Here is an 18,204-nt window from a genome sequence, read left to right as displayed (position 1 = left end):
CGGGGAGAGCACAGCCGACTGGGAAACCGGCGGAAGACAGGCCCCGAGCCCTACCGCCAGGAGACGCCACCGCGCCAGCTCCCGACCCTACAGCGCGATGGGGATTTCTTGGGCGCCGTTGGCGGCGTTCCGGGCCTTTCGGGAGGAGTCGCCGAAGGCCGAAACAGACGTGGAGGCCCCGGTAGAAGAGCTCTCACCACAAGAAACCCGATCAGCCGGAAGGCTCCACGTGATTGCTCATCGTGCCACGCTCGACGTCTCTCGCGGACTCGTTCAGTACCTCGCCCGGCTCCTGCACGAAGAACGCCGACCGCGCGGTACCCCGAAAGGCGGCCGGGCCTTGACCCCGTTCCGGCAAGCGGTCATGGTGCTGTGCTGGTTCCGAGGCGAGCACGACATCCCCAAACTCGGCCGCGATCACCGCATCTCCCGGGCGACCGCCTACCGCTACAAGCCGATATGCGCCCCGACGAGAACGCGCGCTTCGGTCGGCACCACGATCGGGACGGACTGGACCGGCTCGCTCATCACGGTCTGCACCGCAGCCGCGACCGGAGCCGCCCTCTACGCCTTGGCCGGGCGAGTTCTCGGCATCACCGAGTTCAGAGCCCTCACCACCGCCCTGCGGATCAACATGTGACCACCACGACTACCGGCCCCAAAGCCACAGGGCCCCGCATGGCGAGGTATTCAGACAGTTCCGATGTCCGACGGTGCCGTTAGCGGTGTTCAACGATGACCTCGTCCGCCACTACCAGGCGTACTTCAACCGCCGCCGCCAGGCCCGACCGACCGATGAGTGCCGCCCGGTGACCGAGTCGTTCGAAGAACACTTCGACCAGCGCAAAGGCGAGCTAGGAGGCTGCGCTCGGCCCTACGGGACGCCCTGCCAGCATGAACACGCCTGCTTAACCGAACTGATCTTGAAGGAGGTTCAAGGTCATCGAGAACCTGTTAGGTGACTGAACGTGACCGTAAGAGTCTTTGATGGCCTGCCGCTCGGCGTGTCGCGGGCGGCCCGGCTCTTGCGGATTGGCGCAGCATCATGGGACGGAGTCTGCTCAGCGGTGGCACGTCACCTCGTTGGCCGTCGAAGCGGGCCAGGTAGAGGTCAGCCTTCGGCGGAGTCGAGATGGCGGGTGTCACCGAGGTTCACGACCGTGCGGTTGTGGAAGTAGTCGTCTTCGCGCAGCGTGGTGATGCTGCCGGATGGCACCCGGAAACTGGCATGACCGACCGCCTTGATCGGCATCTTGATCCAGGACGTCACGACGAATGTCAGGGAGCCACCGTGGGTCACGATGATCTGGTGTTCGCAGGGGCGTTGCACGATCTCGTCCATGGCCGCGTAGATGCGCTGTGCCAACGCCGCCTTGGTCTCGGCACCCTCCACGCCCTCGTCGTGTTCCAGCCGCTCTCCGGCAGCCGGCGGCGGGATGAATCGCTGGTCCAGCCATTCCTGTGGCCTTCCCCCCGCCTCTCCGTAGGATTTCTCCCGCAGTCTGCGGTCCAGGATCGGTGTCACGCCGAACAGCTCGGCAACCTTCTCGGCCGTTTGCCGGGTGCGTTGCAGATCCGAGGAGAACAGCTCCACATCGGCGCCGTCCGGGATCTGAGCCCGCAGCGCGTGGGCAATGGAGGCCGCCGCGCTGAGGCCGGCTGGCGTCAGATGCGAATCATGCCAGCCGCCAACGACCCTCTCGACGTGGTGCGTCGCCTCCGGATGGGTGACGACGTAAATGGTGCGCATGAGTGAGCTCTTCCTGTAGGGGGCTGTTCTGAGTGATCTTAAGAGTGCTCCCCGAGTTCTCTGCATTTCGGCGATCACGGCTCTGTCGCCAACCGTGGTCACGGGATGTCCGCGGCGATGGTGCAATCCGACAACGTGGGCGAAGTACGGCATCCCTAGGTGGATGGCGATGAGCCGCGGGCCTCGAGGTCGTCGCGCTGAGCGAGTTTCTGTCGTGTGACCGGCGAGGCTGATTTGCAGTCCCTCGGCCTCCAGGTTGGCAACTCGCGTGGCGACAGTTCTTGGGCTGGTGTTCTTCTCGGCGTGTCACGTGCTGCTTCCGGTCGAGCGACCGACGGACCGGCGGATGTCAGGCATGCCGAGGCTGACGGTCGTGCGAGCGGCTGCCTCTCGCATGACCTGGAGCTTCTGGTCAGCGGCGGCGAGGGTGGTCTCGATGGCGGCGACTTCACCGAGCCAGCCTTAATCCTTGGCCTCGGCGAGACGGTCGATGAGGTTGGCGTGGATCTCTTCGAGCCGGGGCTTCTGAGCTGGGTCAACGCGAAGGAGGGGGCATCTGACGCAGGCGTTTTCATGCACAAGGGGTTCCGAAGTCGCGGCCGCATACTCCGAGCGCGACCTTTCTCAGCTCGAAATGGGCGAGGAACTCTTCCCATTCGCCTGGGGTGAGGTCGCGGTATTCCTCGCTGAGCCACTCGGCTCGGCGCTGGGCGATGAACGCCCGATGGTGAGTGATCACGTCTTCGGGGTAGATCGCGGCATAACCCATCGTGGTGTCGAGCAGGGCATTGCCGCAGATTTTGGCGTCGATGTGGGGTGGGAGTCCGGAGCGCAGGGCGTCGGTGACGAAGATTCTCCGGAGTCGTGAGGCCGCCATTCGAGGGGTTCACCGGTGATGGTGAGGTGCGCGGCTGCTGAGGTTGCGACCAGGCATTCACGGATGTAGCTGCGACCCGCCACAGTGACGTGTTCAGCCGCGTCGACGGCCGTTTCGACCTGATCATCTTCGACCCGCCGTTTCGATGGTTCGCCGCGCGCGATCTCTTCGAGGCCGCCACCACTGACGAGAACTACCGGGCGATGACTACTTTCTTTCGCAACGCCAGACGGTACTTGACACCCGACGGACGCATGCTGATCTTCTTCAGCGCATCGGGTGACCTGGCCTACCTCAAGCGACTCACCGACGAAGAAGGATTCACCAGACAGGCCATCGCCCACCAAGACCTCATCAAAGACGGCTGGAAAGTCGACTACTTCACCTTCCGCCCTAACCCAAACTTCTGCGGCATCCCGACCACGGCCTGCCGCTTGACAAGGTGCAAAGGTTGAGCCGGGCGGCTGCGTGCGCCCGGATGGACTCCCTTGCCAGCATGAGCACTCGTGTTTGCGCTGTCCCATGCTCGCCATAAACCCGAAAATGCGGCCCCGGGCTTGATGGGATCGAGGAAGGACCTGTTGGCCCGCCGGGCATGCGCCGAGCGCGAGGCATGGCTTGGTGAAGTCGAGGGCTTCGACCTCGCTCTTGCTTACCTACGGCAGACAGGGGCTCATCGAAGTTAAACGGGGTTGAGGAATTCGCGGCTCTTTCGCATGGTGGCGCAGCGAGCGCGGAGCCGTTGTGATTCGGGGGCACGGAAACCGTGGGAGTCACAGGCGATGGTCTTGATCACGTGGTTGGCCCCGTGAAGCAGAGCAATCTCAGGAGCGAGTTCGGACTCGCCGGCGCTGTCTGGCTAACCTGACCAGGAAGGCGAGTTGTACCGGCACGACCGCCAGAAGGACGGCGGCCGCCGCCGGACGGTACCACCAGGGGAGACTCTTGCTGAAACCGGTCGTGTCGTTGGTCGGTATCGCCATCGTGCCCTCCCACACGAGTAGCAGTACCGGGATGTAAAGCACGTGAAGAGCGGTGGCCAGTATGACGGCACCGCGACGTACGCGGCGCCGGAGCGCGAGCAGCCCGGAACCGGACACCACTGCTCCCGTGACTGCGACGGCGAGGGCAAACCGCCATGACCATGTCCACGTGTGCGACGCTGTCTGGCCGACGACATCGTCCCCGGGGACGTGGCCACCCCAGGAGGTGCGGGCCGCGATCTCGGCCAGCCGGATGGCAGTGAGGCAGACGCCCGCATACAGGAGGGCGAACGCTGGCCCTACCAGGGCGAACAGCATGGAGCCCCGGCCGCGAAGTCGGGCAGTGGCGACCCTCGAAAGCTCGGTCACGTAGACGAAACTATCGCGCACAGGGATGAAGTGCCGTAAGGGGATCTTCGACATTAGGTGGGGTTGAGGCATCCGCGGCTTCTGCGAGTAGTGGCGCAGCGAGTGCGTAACCGCAGGTCTTCCTTGGCGTTCCAGGCGGCCAGGATCGGCCGGCCCAGCCGTGCGGGCAGGGCTTGCAGGTCATCGACCATCGGATCGAGCTGGGAGGCGTGTATCCGGGCCGCGGAGCGGGTGAGCCGGTTGCGCAGCTCCCATTCACGGTTGCCCTTGCGGCCTCGCCGCCCACGGATCTGCACGGTGAGGCGGCGGCGGACCTCAGCGAGCGCCTGGTTGGCCAGTTGCACGACGTGTAAGCGGTCGACCACCAGCGTGGCGTGCGGCGACACGGCGCGTACGGCGGATTTGAAGATGGTGCACATGTCGATCGCGACGAAGGTCACCTGCGCGCGCCAGGCCGCATCACGTTCGCTGAGCCAGCCGGTGACAGCGGAGACGGTGCGGCCCTCTACCTGGTCGAGCAGGCCCTGGTCGCCGGACAGGTCCACGAAGCCGGTATGCCAGCGATCCACCGCCGTCGTCCAGGTGCCGGTGGCCTCCTCCAGCATCCAGCGAGGACGGCGGCGGCGGACCTCGTCAATGCCCAGCACGGTGACTGGCCCGGGGCGGGTGGGCAGAACACAGAAGAGGATGCACTCTTCCTGGCCCGGGTCCTGCGGCAGGAGCGGTGAGCAGCTCAGCTTGAACTATGGCGACCGAAGACAATACAGAATGGGTGCCCGACGGGATCAGTGAAGACCCGAAAGCCCGTCTCATGTTCACCTGCGACACGGATGGCACCCAGAGCAAGCAGCTTCTGCTCGGCCTGATCAGGATCACTCACCCGAATGTCGAGGTGCATTTGCTGAGGATATGCCGGGTCGGGCCAGCGTGGTGGAACCCACGGGGTAGCCCTCTGAAAGGCCAACTGCCGGAGGCCGGGTTCCGCGCCGATGACCACCCAACCGTCGATATGTTCATCAACCCTCATCCCCAGCACTTGGCAGTAGAACTCCGCGAGAGCGCACGGATCAGGGCAGTCAATCACGGTCTTCTCGAGGCGTCCGATCACACCGACAGCATGCCAGCATGCTGATGACAACGGCTTGTTCTCACCGGCATGAGCAGGTGTCCGCCACGGACCTGTATGCCGAACAGCGCACGCCACGGCAACACATGTGTCGGACTGTTGGTCTCTGGTCTGGGCGTGTCGGCTTGCTTGGTGCAGAGAAACTTCGAACGACGCAAGGTCTCCATCGGCACCTGCGCACGCGCCTTCTTTTCGGGGATCAGTGATTGCCGCTTGGCGCTTCCTGCGGAATCACTGGACTCTGGTCCGGGGGCCGATCCGGACGCATCACGGGGGCATGGGCAAGCTCGGCGTGCCAGGATGAGCCGCATGACTCCGGTTCCAGAAGACCGCGAACTTCCCGCTGATCCGGCCCGGACAAACGGCTACGACAGCATCGCCGAGGGGTACACGGCCGAGAACGAGACCAGCCTCCTGAACGCGTACTACGAGCGGCCCGCGATGCTGGAGCTCGCCGGGGACGTGACCGGTCGGCGGATCCTCGACGCCGGCTGCGGGTCGGGCCCCCTGTTCGCCGCGCTGCGCGATCGGGGTGCCGTCGTGACCGGCATCGACGCGAGTGCCGGGATGCTGGAATTGGCCCGACGGCGGCTGGGCGCCGACGCGGACCTGCGGGTCGCGGACTTGGCCGGCCCGCTGCTCTTTCCCGACGGCGCGTTCGACGATGTCATCGCGTCCCTGGTGCTGCACTACCTGGAAGACTGGGGACCGACGCTGGCCGAGTTGCGACGCGTGCTGACGCCTGGCGGCCGACTCATCGTGTCGGTCGAGCATCCTTTCGCCATCTACCTTATGCATCGCTTGGCCGGGGAGAAGACCAACTATTTCGAGACCCGCAACCGGGCCGAAGAATGGACCATGGGCGGGCAGACCGCCCGGTTGAACTTCTGGGACCGGCCGCTGCACGCGATGACCGACGCCTTCACCGCGGCTGGCTTTCGCATCAGCGTCATCAGCGAACCACCGCCCGTGCCCGCTGCCCGCGAATTGTTCCCCGAGGTATTCCGCGAGCTCACTGGCACGAGCTTCCTGGGTTTCCTGTTCTTCGTCCTGCAGGCCGGCTGACCGCCGCGGCCTCGCAGCATTGTCGGAGCAACACGGCGGCGAGCCGGACGGATCGTCGCGGGAGCTGGCCGAGCAGTCGGTCGACCACAAGCACCTCGGGCTGCTTCGCCGCAGCGGCGGGCCGATCCCTGAGCACCCACTCATGCCGCCGACAGCGCGTTCCGCCAACCGTGGACACCCAGAAATCGCCCTCATTGGATGCGCAGGCGTTAGTTCGGAGAAGCCTGCGTCAGATGCCCCCTCCTTCGCGTTGACCCAGCTCAACAGCCGCGGCTCGAATTCTCGAAAAAGCCCGAGAGCAAGACGGCTCGGCCCTATGGTTCATGGCCACCGACCCTGCTCATGATCAACGATCGAGGCTGAATGATCATCTACACCCACGGTGTCCGCGCACTGGAGCTGGACGAGCGGCGCGTGCGCCTGCGCGTGTTCCTGGCCGACTACGATCCGTCCCAGCCTCACAGGAATCTCCTTCCTGAGGGGCGGAGCTTCTTCTTCGGCGTGCTGTGGCAGGCCGCCGACGGGGAGGCGGGACGGCGGCGCGGCCCGCTCAACGGCCTCGTCCCGCTTGAAGACACCCTCGACCCGGACTGGGTCGAAGCGAACGCAGGTCGCTTCATTGAGAGTGTGGAGAGGGTCGCTGCGCGGAACCTCCCCGCTGGCGATGAGCTCGCAGGCTGGTACGAAACCCACTACACGGAACTCGATCGGCGCCTCCACCGGTGGCATGAACGATGGGAGCACGAGGACCAACTCGTCCAAGCTGACTACGACGTCGTCGTCACCGACGCGCGCTGGCTGGAGCCGCTCCGCGAGGGCCAGGGAATGGGCACCGGCTTCGCCTCATGGGGCTGGACGGTAGCGGGCGGTCAGTTGGTGCGTCGCGGCCTGATCCTCAAGGACCGGGGCGACGGGGAAGGGGCGGCTCACGCGTTCCGACGCGCGACCGCCGTCGACGACCCCGAGGCTACGGTGCGGGCGCTCCTGGCCCTTGACGATCTCGACATCGACCTCGACGCCTTAGACTTCGACGACCGTGTCGCCCACGAGGCGAGGGCGGCCTTGGAGCTCTGCGTCCGGCTCTCCGGGGAGGGCCGGGACGCGGACGCGCGGGCCGCGTTCCTGATCGTGCACGCCTTCGGAATGCCCGAGTTCATGGGCGAGGCCCGCGAGCGGGCGGGCATGGTGTCCCCCGTGGAGCGCGCGCATCGGCTCATGAGCGAGGGTGACCGCTTCGGGGCGCTGAACGAGCTGAGGCGCGCGTACGACGGCGGGGACGAGGTGATCGACTTCGCTATGGCCCTTCTCGACGGCGACTTCGAGACCGCGGACGGAACGGAGCCCGGCGGCGCCCTCGACCTCACCCGCATGGCCCTGATCGCCGCCGACCTGGCGTTCGTCCATGGCCGCAAGGGCGACCACGACGCAGTGGCCGCCCTGCTGGAGTTGCGTGTGACGGCCGAGCTCGGGTCGACGATGTGGCGGCACGCGCTCGAAAGCGGGAACGCCTACCCGGAGGAGGTCGCAGCCGCCATCGGTGAGCGCCTGATGCGGACGATGGTGGCCATGCACCTGCCCAAGGAAGTGGGGTACATCGCGGAAACGGCCGGTGCCCGCTTCCCGGGGCTGGCGGCAGCTGCATACGCCGAGCTCGGTGATCACTACGCGACCTTTGGCGAACCCGAGGACGAGGCCGGGGCCTGGGCCCTCGCGGCCTACTGGACGAGCGTCGACGAGCTCGGCGGGACCGAACCGGCCGCACAGGCGCTCGTCACCCTGGCCCGGATTCTGGACGAGACCGGCGATCCGGTGGTTGCAGAGGCGGCACGGAAGGCGGCGACCGAGAAGGCCGGCCCGGAGCTTGCCGCCGGGGACTCGTACGCGGCCTTCGCCCACGCGCGCCTCCTCCACCGAGCAGGACGCGAACATCGGGCACGGTCCCTGCTTCTCAAAATCGCCGAAGAGGGCGACAAGGGCGCGGCCGAGGCAATGATGTTTCTCGGAAATCGTGCGCAGAGCGTCGACGATATGGGAAGGGCCCAGGAATGGTGGCTGCGCGCGGCGGCGAGCGGCCAACCGGCGTTGGTCCATCGGGCAGCGATGCAGCTTGGTTATCTGGCCAAGATCGCCCGCGATCTCCCCGATGCGCTGCGATGGTACGGGCCTGTCGTCGAATCTGATGATGAGAATGCCGAGCTGGCGGCGGCACATCTGGGCGAGCTTTGTTATTGGCTCGGAGATGAAGAAGAGTCCCTTCGATGGTATGACCTCACCTTGAGTGGAACGGACGACCCTGAGTTGGTCGCCGAGGCTGCCTTCCGGGTGGGTGAGATGCGAGGCGACCGCGCCGCGCTTCGACGCGCGGCCGACTCCGGTCACGCCGGTTTCGCCGAGCAGGCGCTGGCACTTCTCGGCGAACTGAAGCAGTAAAAGCTTGGATTATGACTTTGGGGGCTTGATGTTGTCCGAGCTTCACCATGCTGTCCGTGCCTCGGACGGCTCGGACACAACAAATACCGCCACAGAATCAGCGATACTCAGTGATGCACATCACGCTTCCTCGTCGAGTCGGGTTGTCAGGGTGAGCCACTATCGTGCAGCTGTGACCGGTCCCACTCAGCGCCCATTGCTTTTCCTCGATGTCGACGGACCACTCATTCCCTTCGGCGCGGCTCCGGGGCGATATCCGGACGGACACCCGACCTATCAAACGACTCGCGAGCTACGAGGGGGCGGCTCGAATCCACTTCTGGCCAGGATCAATCCGGCGTACGGGCCCCGTTTGATGATGCTGCCGTGCGATCTGGTCTGGGCCACGACGTGGATGGAGGATGCCAACGAGTGCATCGCACCCTTGCTGGGCCTGCCGCAGTTGCCGGTGGTGACCTGGCCGGAGCCGTCCGACATCGATGAACAGGACGAGCGGAAGGGGATGCACTGGAAAACCCGCGCTCTCGTCGGCTGGGCAGCTGGGCGTCCATTCGCCTGGGTCGACGATGAAATCACCGACATCGACCGCAGGTGGGTATGCGCGCACCACTCAGGACCTTCCCTGCTCCATCGTGTCGACCCCAGGCAGGGCCTCGGCGACACCGACTACGCCGCTCTGTACGAGTGGTTGCACAGGATCGGGGGGAACTCCGTCGTCGCTTGACGCCCGTGGAACTGCCCGAACGCGAGGGCGCACGCGCCATCCTGCGCGACTGTCTCGCCGACCTGGCTTCCGGAGACGACCCGGTCGCGGTCGTAGTGGCGGTTGGGGATGCTCACCAGGTCGCAGGCGAGGTGGCCCAGTCGCGGACGGGGCCCAGGCGCCCCCAGCAGCGGCAGCCGCACCCCGTCCACGATCTCGACGATCGACTCGTCCGGCACGGTGCGCATCGTCATGAACATGTCGTGGCGCAACAGGTCCAGCGGCAGGTTCACCACGCGGGACGAACGCGGTACGTCGGGCAGCTCTGAACGCGAACTCGACCCCGGAGGAGCTGGCCGTGGCGCTGGCCGGGCTGTCTGCGTTCATGCGGCGGCTGGTGGCCGGCAAGCGCTCGTGACCTGCTGTCCGGGCTCATCAACGACGCCGACCCACCCCTGACGGACGCGCAGTTGGGCGATGTCGCGCTCGTCCTGCTCAACGCGGGCCATGAGACCACGGCGAACATGCTGGGTCTGGGGACGTTCGCGCTGCTGGAGCATCCCGACCAACTCGCGGCGCTGCGTGCCGATCCGGGCCTGATCGACAACGCGGTGGAGGAGCTGCGGTTCTTGTCGATCATCCAGCTCGGGGTCAGCCGGGTCACCACGGAGCAGGAGCCGGGTGGCGATGGCCGCGACCATCGATGCGCACGGCAAGCGCCACTTCTGAACGAACACTTGAACTTCGCAGGCCGAACCGGCCACCACTGGCTCACGTTGTCGCCAGTAGTGAGCGCGGTCGCCGTGCCCCTCCTCACCACATAGCGGGTAGACGCGAAAAAATGCGTTGCCGTAGATGCTCGCAAAAACGTATGGTGTTGCGCTCGTGATCGCAGTAGTGGAGCGAGTCCTGCCTGCCCGGCTGGGGACAGGATTCCGGTGGTTGCTGGCCTCGAGCTGGCTGACAAATCTCGGTGATGGGTTCGCGGCCGCGGCGGGCCCGCTGCTGATCGCGACGTTGACTCGCGATCCGCTCATGATTTCGCTGTCGGCCCTGGTGGGCTGGGCGCCGCCGCTGCTATTCAGCCTGTATGCGGGCGTGCTGTCGGATCGGTACAACCGACGCAGGATCGTGCTCGTCGCGAACGCGGTGCGGGCCGTGGTGCTGGCGGCGCTCGTCGCGCTCATGGTGACCGGCACCGTGACCGTGGCGACGGCGCTGGTGGCGCTCACGCTCCGGTCCATCGCCGAGGTGTTCGCCGACAACGCGACGGCCACGCTGACTCCCATGATGGTCAGCAAGGACGATCTCGTCATCGCCAACGCCCGCTTGGGCACGGGGTTCATCACGCTCAATCAGCTTGCCGGGCCGCCGATCGGCGCGGCACTGTTCGGCCTCGGCTTGACCTGGCCGTTCGCGGGCCAGCTGCTCCTGGTGGTGGCGGGGATCGTCCTGGTCTCCCGGATCACGTTGCCGCCGCACGGCCGACAGGCCGACGACCTCATGCCCAACACCGTACGGGAACTGATCGCCGGGTTCAGCTGGACCATCCAGCACGCGGCGGTCCGCACGCTGGCGCTCACAATCCTCATCTTCAACTTCACGTTCGGCGCGGCCTGGTCGGTTCTCGTCCTCTACACCCAGGAGCAGCTCGGCCTCGGCGCCCTGGGCTTCGGTCTGATGACCACCATCGGCGGGATCGGCGGCTTGATCGGCACCGGCCTGTACGGGGCCATCACCCGCAGGGTGAGCCTCGGCGCCCTGATGCGGATCGGACTCATCATCGAAACGTTCACTCACCTGGGCTTGGCCCTGACCCATTCGCCGTGGGTCGCCGGGGGCATTTTCCTAGCCTTCGGCGCGCACGCGTTCATTTGGGGCACGACCTCGGTCACCGTCCGCCAGCGCGCCGTCCCGCGCGAACTGCAGGGCCGGGTGGGCAGCGTCAACACCGTCTGCGTCTACGCCGGTCTGGTGGTCGGCTCGTTGATCGGCGGTGTCCTGGCCACCCGCCTCGGTGTCGCAGCGCCCTTCTGGTTCGCCTTCGCTGGTTCCGCGGTGTTCGTGGTGCTGCTGTGGCGGCAACTCATGCTCATCGCCCACGACGACTGAGATGGTCGGTGGAGGTGAACGCTCGATCTGGTCGACGACACCGCGCCTGACCGTGATGATCACCCTCCATCGCGGAGGGTGCCTTCTTCGCCGTCGCGCGCCGCACTGGGCTCGGAGTCGTGAACTCAATCCGCCTCCGCCCGAGCCGGACGGCGCGTTCGACGGGGGAGTAGTCGAGGTCGAGGAGGCCGGTCGGCATCAGGGGAGGCTGGGCGATGAGCCTGGGCATGGTGCCGCGGTTGGGCTGGGCGGAGTCGTGCTGCGCAGACTGCGATTCCGTGCGGCGATTCGCTGCCGAGCGGCCTCGTAAAGGATCGCCGTTGAGGCGTTGGCCGCGTTCAGGGAACTCGCCGCGCCGGTCATCGGGATGCTCACCGTGTAGTCGCACAACTCGCGCCATGTGTTGCTGAGTCCACTGGTCTCGTTGCCGACCAGGAGCAGGAGCGGCTGGGTGAAGTCGAAGTCGAAGACGTCGCAGTCGCCGTGCTCGTCCGTCCCGACCAGCACGAGCGGTCGCCCCGAGGCGCGCTGGACGGCCACCCAGTCGGTCACCTCGCGGGGCGACGGTACCCGGACGGCGGGCAGGGCGAACAGTGAACCGGTGCTGGCGCGAACCGACTTGGAGTCGTAGACGTCGGCGGCGTGCCCGGCCACGATCAGGCCGTGCGCGCCGAAGGCGTCGGCCGAGCGGATGATGCTCCCGATGTTTCCTGGGCTGGCCGGCCGGTCGAACAGCACGCCGAGGAAGTCGTCCCCGACCGCTATCCGGCCGAGGTCGTCGGCGGGCATGCCCACCACGGCGATCACCTCGGGGGCAGACTCGTTCTTCTCACCGAGCTCCGCCAGCAGATCCGGAGCCATGGCGATCTGCTCGGTCTGTACCGTCCGCAGCAGTTCCTGAGCCCACCGCGACAGACTCCGGCTCCCATCGAAGATCAGTGCACGCACCGGCCAGCCGTACTCCACCGCCAGTGAGATGGGACGCACGCCCTGCACCAGGAATTCCCCCGCCCGCTGGCGCTTGCTGCGGTTGGTGAGCAGTGCCTGCCACTGCTGGAACCGGGCGTTGCGAGAGGTGATCCGCTGGGCCACTGGAACCTGTCCCCCAAGGTGTGAAGAGTCCGATGACTTCCTTTGACACGCTCTGGTCCGTCAGACCCCGTACCGGCGCGCGACGCAGATTACCTGGAGGAGGCCGGCTGCCTGTCATCGGCCGACGGCTTCAGCCACCAGTGATCATCGTGCGGTGTGAAGAGGCGTTGGGCGCGGAAGACCGCGTAGCGGGTCGCTGGCGCGAGGCGTTCGAGACGTTGATGCAGCGGGTGGCGGGTCGTTTCGCGCGGGTCGAACCCCGCCGCCACGCCCGCGCGCTGGTACTCGGGCCGTTGTCGGATGACCTGCCGCGCAAGAACTGTTGGACGGTCGCCGACCACGTCGGCCATGCCACGCCAGACAGGGTGCAGCACCTCCTGGACCGGGCGAAGTGGGGACGCCGACGCGGTCGGCGACTTCGTGGTCGGGCACCACTCCACCCATGAAGATCACGATCTGCGATTTCTCAAAGTCAGCTTCCCGACTGCATGGTCAACGGCCTTGCCCGGCCGCCCGGACAGGGCGGCCCTGAAATCATTTCGCCCGTGCCGGTCTCGTTTGGTACGGTCGCCGGGATTGTTTCGCTGCTGGGAGCCGTGAGGTTCGCGTGTGGCCTCCCCTGCAGTTCCCAGGCTGAGAGTAGGTTTCGTCAATGGCATGTCGTATCAGTGAGCTCGTGCTCGGTTGCCGTGACCCTGAGGTGCTGGCGCGGTTCTGGTGCGAGGTCCTGGACTTCGTCGTGCTCGATCGCGAGGACGACGGCACACTGGAGATCGGGCCGCGCGAAGGGTTCGGCGGTCCGCAGCCGACGATCATCCTCAGTCGCAGGGATGAGCCGGAGAAGGGGAAATCCCGGCTGCACATCGACGTCAACGCCACCGACCGCGATCAGGACGCCGAGCTCGAACGCCTTCTGCAGCTCGGTGCGCGCCCGGCCGACATCGGCCAGACAGGGCAGGAGCAGTGGCATGTCCTGGCCGACCCAGAAGGTAATGAGTTCTGCCTGCTCAAGGCCCGCCTCAACCCACTCTGATGCTCACCCGCAGGCGTCCCCTGGCCAGCTCGGCCGGCACCCGCGGATCATGTTTCCCCAGCGATCAGCGCCTCCAGCATCGCGCGGGTCGCCAAGGAGCGTGCTGGGCACCGAGGAGATCTTGATCAGGGCGTCCTCCAGCAGTTTCTCCAGCCGCTGCCAGGAGCGGGTGCGCTCATGGATGAGATCGATCCGCATCCTGGTGTAATCGCGCAGCACCCGCACCTCACGGGGCGGCACGAAGGACGGCCGGGCCAGGCCCTTCTCCGTCAGCTTGGCCAGCCACACCGCATCCAGCCGGTCGGTCTTGGGCCGGCCTGGCGCGTGCTTGACATCGCGGGCGTGGACCAGCTGCACCCGCAGCCCGCGCTCCTCCAGCACAGAGAACCAGATCCGCCGGTAGTCCCCGGTCGACTCCAGCGCCGCCACCTCGATGTGCTCACCGATCAGGTGGTCGCCCAGTTCCTCCGCCGCGGCCAGCGTGGCGACGACCTCCCACACCTTGGTCACCCGACGGGCACCGTCCTGCGGGGTGCGGGGTGCGCGTGCACACCTTGCCGGACGCCTTGGCCACATCGATCGCAGCCACCCGATCAACGATGCGCTCGTGCCCCTCCTCGGGGATCTCTTCCGGTTGCGGCATCACGACAGCCGCTCACGCTCCTCGACGAGATCGCCTACCAACCAGACAGCGGACGGCTGCTCGCGGGGCCTCGGTCGGGAACCGAAGATTCCGACCAAGGCAACAGTGCGTGACCCTTCAGGCCGAGCCCCCGGCACCAGACCATTTTTGCGAGCTCAACCCGCCTCATGCAGCGTCGGCGAGCAGCCCGCCCCGATTTTCACGCCCGGCGTGGCGTCCCGAAAGGGTCAGGGGGACTTTCTTCAAGAACGCCAGCTTCTCCCGCAGCTCGGCGTTCTCCCGCTCCAGCTCCCGGATCCGAGCCCGCTCCGGCCCGGAGACCGGCTGCTGCTCGTCCTGAGCGCTCGCGATCCGATGCCGGTTCACCCCAGCTGCCCTGGGTGCTGGCTTCGCTATTTGTGATCAAGCCGGGTGATCCGCAATCGGGTCGTGACCTGCGTCTTCAGGTGAGAAACACCTCACCCGGGCACGAGGCCGCCGGGCAGCGGGACGCGGTCAGCCGCGCAGTCGCACGCGATAAACCCGGTGACGTCGGTGGTCATTCCCCGCGATAATGGCCGACGTGGAGGAGATCGAGGTCGTCGTCGCCCATTCCGAGCGCGCGACCCTGCGCGTCGGCGACGTGTTCTTGAAGATCGACGCTGATCAGACGCGCACCGACGTCGAGGTCGAGGCGATGGCCATGGCGCCGCTCCCGACTCCGGAGATCCTGTGGCGGAAGCCGCCCGTGCTCGCGCTCGCCGCCCTCCCAGGGACGGCACTCGGCCGCCTCGGCGAGCCGTCGACCGCGTCGTCGGCGGCGTGGGCCGCGGCGGGTGCCGCCGTACGGATGCTGCACGACGCGCCGCTGCCGCCATGGCCCGGTCGGAGCCTCGACGAGATCGCATCGCACCTCGACGACGAATGCGAGTGGCTCGTCACGAACGGCGTCCTTCCCGCCGACCTGGTCACGCGCAACCGCCAGGTTGCCGAGGCTGCGCTTCGGCCGTGGACACCGGTGTTCACGCACGGCGACCTGCAGATCGCCCACGTGTTCGTCGACGGTGACGAGATCACCGGCGTGATCGACTGGTCCGAGGCGAGCCAGGGCGATGCCCTGTTCGACCTCGCCATCTTGACGCTCGGGCACGAGGAGCACCTTGGCGACGTCCTCGCGGGCTACGGCACCGACGTCGACCTCGACGTGATCCGCGCGTGGTGGTCGCTGCGAAGCCTGCTGGCGGTCCGCTGGCTGGTCGAGCACGGCTTCGACCCGTCCTCGCCAGGCTGCGAGGTCGACGTGCTCAGATCCCGGTTGTGAGGCTGTACGAGCCCGACGGCTACGAGTGCCGTTCTGCCGCATCGAGCGGGCCATCTCCTGAAAGCGCGTCGTCTTCCGGACGGATGAGGTCATGGTCCTCGAAGATCCCGGGCAGCCGGTCGGCGACATCGAAAGCCGACGCCCGACTCGAGTCGAAGATGCGCCTCAGCTGAGGAATAGACCCAGGCTTGAAAGAGCGTCACTGATCCAGCCAGAGTGGCTGACACTGACCTTCAATACCCACCTGCTCTGTCGTCGTCCACGGCGCCTCGCACAGCATCGACGTGCAGGTCATCGAGCGCAATCCCGCGGACAAGGGGTTCGGCGATGACCGTGGTCACGACCTTGTCGACAGCCGTGCGCTGGCTTCCGCCAGGATCGGGACGCTATGGGCCGGTCTGGCCTTGCGTAGCCGGGCGCGCAGCTCGTCCCGGAAGATGACGAGACTGCGATCGAACAGGTCCATCTGCGCGCCGGCGACGGTGCCGGTCCCGGCGGACTCGTGTAGGGCGGTGGCCTGGCCCTCGATCCGGGTGATGCGATCTTGCACGAGCTCGGCGAGGAAGGCGTCGAAGTGCCGGTGCAGGACGCCTTTGTCGACATCCGCCTCCGTGGTGACCGCCCGGCTGGTCGGCGCGCTCGGCCCATTCCGGAGCAGGACGCGCTCGGCAGCGTCGAACAGCTGCTGGCGCGCGTCACGATGTGCACCCCCGGTCGGCGCCGCGCGACCCTCCCTACCTCGACCATGCCCACCCGGTTGACCGAGTGGGCATGCGCCCACTATGGTGGGCGCATGCCCACTATACCCCAGGAGCAACCACGTCCTTCCGAAGGCGTGCCTCTTCAATCTCATCAAGCGCGAGAGATGGCGGAGTCGTTCGGTGTGGACCCCGAACGCTACGACCGGGCCCGGCCCCGCTATCCCGACGCGCTGGTGGAACGGATCGTCGCCGCCAGCCCCGGTCTCGACGTCCTCGATGTCGGCTGCGGCACCGGCATAGAGGCCCGGCAGTTCCAGGCGGCCGGCTGCACGGTGCTCGGCGTCGACCCCGACGCGCGGATGGCCGAGTTCGCCCGGCGGACGGGGGTGGAGGTCGAGGTGGCGACCTTCGAGGCGTGGGACCCCGCCGGCCGCGTGTTCGACGCGGTCGTCGCCGGGCAGGCCTGGCACTGGGTGGACCCGGTCGTGGGCGTGGCCAAGGCGGCGCGGGTCCTGCGGCCTGGCGGCCGGCTGGCAGTGTTCGGGCACGCGTTCGATGCCCCACCTGAGGTGACGGAAGCCTTCGCCGCGGTCTACCGGCGGGTGGCGCCCGATTCGCCGTTGAACCTCAGGCCGGCGGACAGCGCCCAGCCGACCAGGACCGCCCTGGACATCTACCAGGCGATGTTCGCCAATGCCGCCGACGGTATCCGGCAGGCGGGCGGATTCGGCGAACCAGAGCAGTGGCGGTTCGCATGGGAGCAGTCCTACACCCGCGACGAGTGGCTGGACCATCTGCCCACCACCGGTGCCCTCACCCAGCTCCCACTGGACAAGCTGGCGGAAGTGCTGGAAGGCGTCGGGTCCGCCATCGACAAGATCGGGGGCGGCTTCACCATGCCGTACGTCACACTGGCGGCCACCGCGGCTCGAACCGGCCCCGCCTGACCTGACTTGGCTGGTCATCGACCCCGACACCGCCAAGGTGCTGACCTTCGGGCGTGCCGCAGAAGGGCGACCGGGGCAACGTGCTGGAGTCCGGCTGGACCGGCACCAGGCCATCCCCGCACTCGGTCGAGTGAAGGGCGCCGGGCCAGCCAGCCTGGATACATCCATCCTCGGTGAGATCGATCGTGTTGAGCGCCCGATCGTGGGACGCGGCCCTATCGTGAGGGGATGTTGACGGTTGGCATCGACCTGGCCGCGGAGGCGGTGCGGACCGCGGTGGCGTGGCTGGACTGGTCGGGCGGCCGTGTCCGGCTGGTCAGGGTGGTGGTCGGGGCGGACGATGAGCTGATCGTTGAGGCGGTGATGGGCGCGGGCAAGGCGGGGATCGACTGCCCGCTGGGCTGGCCCGACAAGTTCGTGGACTTCATCACCGCCCATCGCGCCGGGCATGTTGAGGTGCCGGAGGATGTGGCGGGCCGGGCGTGGCGGCGCGATCTGGCGTTGCGGGTCACCGATCAGGCGGTGTATGAGCAGACGGGGCTGACGCCGTTGAGCGTGTCGGCCGACCGTATCGGGCATGCCACCATGCGCTGTGCCGCTGTGCTGGCCGAGCTCGCACGGCGGGGGCGGCCGGTGGATCGGCGTGGTGGTGGGGCGGTTGTGGAGGTGTATCCGGCCGCTTGCTTGAAGGGGTGGGGGTTGCCGTACCGGGGGTACAAGCGCACGGCCAACCTCACCGAGCTGGGACGGCTTGTGGACCGGATGCTGGAGGTGGCGCCGTGGCTGGAGCTGGGAGAGTACGAGCCGCTCTGCCGGGCCTCTGACGACGCCACGGATGCTGTCGTGTCCGCCCTCGCCGCACGCGCGTCCGCCCTCGGCCTGGTGACCGTGCCGACGGGTGAGCAGGAAGGTGCGGCGGGCACAGAAGGCTGGATCGCGCTGCCCACCACGCCTCTGGAGCGCCTCGTCACGGGCGGGTGAGGTTGTCGCAGGCGCTCAACGCCGACGTCCTGCGTAAACTGCGCCGATCAACGTCATCGGGCGGATCGTGTTCGTCATGGGCAAGGAGGGTG

Annotated in this window: 21 protein-coding genes and 2 pseudogenes; 12 read left to right on the top strand and 11 right to left on the bottom strand. The window is 67.1% G+C overall.

Annotated features, from left to right (window positions below; genetic code table 11):
* Positions 1–340: 340 nt before the first annotated feature.
* Complete coding sequence (locus tag ABT294_RS35100) at positions 341–640, top strand: hypothetical protein (protein WP_350810621.1); 300 nt, start codon at positions 341–343, stop codon at positions 638–640.
* 471 nt (positions 641–1,111) lie between these two features.
* Here ABT294_RS35100 and ABT294_RS35095 read toward each other — a convergent pair whose 3' ends face one another.
* Both ABT294_RS35095 and ABT294_RS35090 read right to left on the bottom strand, forming a co-directional pair.
* Complete coding sequence (locus ABT294_RS35095) at positions 1,112–1,750, bottom strand: histidine phosphatase family protein (protein ID WP_350810620.1); 639 nt, start codon at positions 1,748–1,750, stop codon at positions 1,112–1,114.
* A 571-nt stretch (positions 1,751–2,321) separates the two neighbouring features.
* Positions 2,322–2,627: a hypothetical protein gene (locus tag ABT294_RS35090; RefSeq protein ID WP_350810619.1), complete on the bottom strand. Its 306-nt coding sequence runs from the start codon at positions 2,625–2,627 to the stop codon at positions 2,322–2,324.
* 80 nt (positions 2,628–2,707) lie between these two features.
* On the opposite strand from ABT294_RS35090, the pseudogene ABT294_RS35085 reads away from it, so the two are divergent.
* A pseudogene (locus tag ABT294_RS35085) lies at positions 2,708–3,082 on the top strand (methyltransferase); the annotation flags it as partial.
* Between the two features lie 369 nt (positions 3,083–3,451).
* Here the strand turns inward: ABT294_RS35085 and ABT294_RS35080 are convergent.
* From ABT294_RS35080 to ABT294_RS35070, 3 genes are all read right to left on the bottom strand, one after another.
* Entirely contained in the window at positions 3,452–3,979 is a 528-nt protein-coding gene (locus ABT294_RS35080; protein ID WP_350810618.1) for a hypothetical protein, read from the bottom strand.
* Between the two features lie 53 nt (positions 3,980–4,032).
* Positions 4,033–4,626 carry a transposase gene (locus ABT294_RS35075; protein WP_350810617.1) on the bottom strand — a complete coding sequence of 198 codons (594 nt, stop codon included), beginning with the start codon at positions 4,624–4,626 and terminating at the stop codon, positions 4,033–4,035.
* Positions 4,627–4,712: 86 nt separating this feature from the next.
* Entirely contained in the window at positions 4,713–5,006 is a 294-nt protein-coding gene (locus ABT294_RS35070) for a VOC family protein (RefSeq protein ID WP_350810628.1), read from the bottom strand.
* A 399-nt stretch (positions 5,007–5,405) separates the two neighbouring features.
* Between ABT294_RS35070 and ABT294_RS35065 the strand changes: the two genes are divergently transcribed.
* The 3 genes from ABT294_RS35065 (at position 5,406) to ABT294_RS35055 (ending at position 9,324) form a co-directional block, all read left to right on the top strand.
* Positions 5,406–6,170: a class I SAM-dependent methyltransferase gene (locus ABT294_RS35065; protein ID WP_350810616.1), complete on the top strand. Its 765-nt coding sequence runs from the start codon at positions 5,406–5,408 to the stop codon at positions 6,168–6,170.
* Positions 6,171–6,533: 363 nt separating this feature from the next.
* Positions 6,534–8,600: a hypothetical protein gene (locus ABT294_RS35060; RefSeq protein WP_350810615.1), complete on the top strand. Its 2,067-nt coding sequence runs from the start codon at positions 6,534–6,536 to the stop codon at positions 8,598–8,600.
* A gap of 172 nt (positions 8,601–8,772) precedes the next feature.
* Positions 8,773–9,324 carry an HAD domain-containing protein gene (locus ABT294_RS35055; RefSeq protein WP_350810614.1) on the top strand — a complete coding sequence of 184 codons (552 nt, stop codon included), beginning with the start codon at positions 8,773–8,775 and terminating at the stop codon, positions 9,322–9,324.
* Here the strand turns inward: ABT294_RS35055 and ABT294_RS35050 are convergent.
* The gene (locus ABT294_RS35050; protein WP_350810613.1) at positions 9,267–9,599 is read right to left on the bottom strand and encodes a hypothetical protein; all 333 of its coding nucleotides are present in this window, start codon (positions 9,597–9,599) and stop codon (positions 9,267–9,269) included. The genes ABT294_RS35055 and ABT294_RS35050 overlap by 58 nt on opposite strands.
* 174 nt (positions 9,600–9,773) lie before the next feature.
* On the opposite strand from ABT294_RS35050, the gene ABT294_RS50905 reads away from it, so the two are divergent.
* Positions 9,774–10,127, top strand: a complete 354-nt coding sequence (locus tag ABT294_RS50905; RefSeq protein ID WP_502912192.1) for a hypothetical protein — start codon at positions 9,774–9,776, stop codon at positions 10,125–10,127.
* 61 nt (positions 10,128–10,188) lie between these two features.
* Entirely contained in the window at positions 10,189–11,415 is a 1,227-nt protein-coding gene (locus ABT294_RS35040; protein ID WP_350810612.1) for an MFS transporter, read from the top strand.
* A gap of 198 nt (positions 11,416–11,613) precedes the next feature.
* On the opposite strand, the gene ABT294_RS35035 is transcribed toward ABT294_RS35040, so the two are convergent.
* Both ABT294_RS35035 and ABT294_RS35030 read right to left on the bottom strand, forming a co-directional pair.
* Positions 11,614–12,507, bottom strand: coding sequence for an RNA methyltransferase (locus ABT294_RS35035; RefSeq protein ID WP_350810611.1), 894 nt, complete (start codon positions 12,505–12,507; stop codon positions 11,614–11,616).
* An 89-nt stretch (positions 12,508–12,596) separates the two neighbouring features.
* Entirely contained in the window at positions 12,597–12,857 is a 261-nt protein-coding gene (locus ABT294_RS35030) for a hypothetical protein (RefSeq protein ID WP_350810629.1), read from the bottom strand.
* On the opposite strand from ABT294_RS35030, the pseudogene ABT294_RS35025 reads away from it, so the two are divergent.
* Both ABT294_RS35025 and ABT294_RS35020 read left to right on the top strand, forming a co-directional pair.
* A pseudogene (locus ABT294_RS35025) lies at positions 12,786–12,957 on the top strand (IS701 family transposase); the annotation flags it as partial. The gene ABT294_RS35030 and the pseudogene ABT294_RS35025 sit on opposite strands and share 72 nt — an antisense overlap.
* A 202-nt stretch (positions 12,958–13,159) precedes the next feature.
* Positions 13,160–13,540: a VOC family protein gene (locus tag ABT294_RS35020; RefSeq protein ID WP_350810610.1), complete on the top strand. Its 381-nt coding sequence runs from the start codon at positions 13,160–13,162 to the stop codon at positions 13,538–13,540.
* 3 nt (positions 13,541–13,543) lie between these two features.
* Here ABT294_RS35020 and ABT294_RS35015 read toward each other — a convergent pair whose 3' ends face one another.
* Both ABT294_RS35015 and ABT294_RS35010 read right to left on the bottom strand, forming a co-directional pair.
* A complete protein-coding gene (locus ABT294_RS35015; protein ID WP_350810609.1) occupies positions 13,544–14,050 on the bottom strand; it encodes an IS110 family transposase in 507 nt (168 codons plus the stop codon).
* 298 nt (positions 14,051–14,348) lie between these two features.
* Entirely contained in the window at positions 14,349–14,549 is a 201-nt protein-coding gene (locus tag ABT294_RS35010; protein ID WP_350810608.1) for a hypothetical protein, read from the bottom strand.
* A 196-nt stretch (positions 14,550–14,745) separates the two neighbouring features.
* Here ABT294_RS35010 and ABT294_RS35005 point away from each other — a divergent pair, with 196 nt between their 5' ends.
* A complete protein-coding gene (locus ABT294_RS35005; protein ID WP_350810607.1) occupies positions 14,746–15,483 on the top strand; it encodes an aminoglycoside phosphotransferase family protein in 738 nt (245 codons plus the stop codon).
* A 337-nt stretch (positions 15,484–15,820) separates the two neighbouring features.
* Here the strand turns inward: ABT294_RS35005 and ABT294_RS35000 are convergent, their stop codons facing one another.
* Complete coding sequence (locus ABT294_RS35000) at positions 15,821–16,033, bottom strand: hypothetical protein (RefSeq protein ID WP_350810606.1); 213 nt, start codon at positions 16,031–16,033, stop codon at positions 15,821–15,823.
* 315 nt (positions 16,034–16,348) lie between these two features.
* Between ABT294_RS35000 and ABT294_RS34995 the strand changes: the two genes are divergently transcribed.
* Both ABT294_RS34995 and ABT294_RS34990 read left to right on the top strand, forming a co-directional pair.
* Positions 16,349–17,131: a class I SAM-dependent methyltransferase gene (locus ABT294_RS34995; RefSeq protein WP_350810605.1), complete on the top strand. Its 783-nt coding sequence runs from the start codon at positions 16,349–16,351 to the stop codon at positions 17,129–17,131.
* Between the two features lie 228 nt (positions 17,132–17,359).
* Complete coding sequence (locus ABT294_RS34990; protein WP_350810604.1) at positions 17,360–18,112, top strand: DUF429 domain-containing protein; 753 nt, start codon at positions 17,360–17,362, stop codon at positions 18,110–18,112.
* The last annotated feature ends 92 nt before the right edge of the window (positions 18,113–18,204 follow it).

It is taken from the genome of Nonomuraea sp. NPDC000554 (assembly GCF_040300065.1).
Classification (GTDB): domain Bacteria; phylum Actinomycetota; class Actinomycetes; order Streptosporangiales; family Streptosporangiaceae; genus Nonomuraea.
Note: the sequence above shows the minus strand (reverse complement) of the source record. Positions and strands in the feature narration are given on the sequence as shown.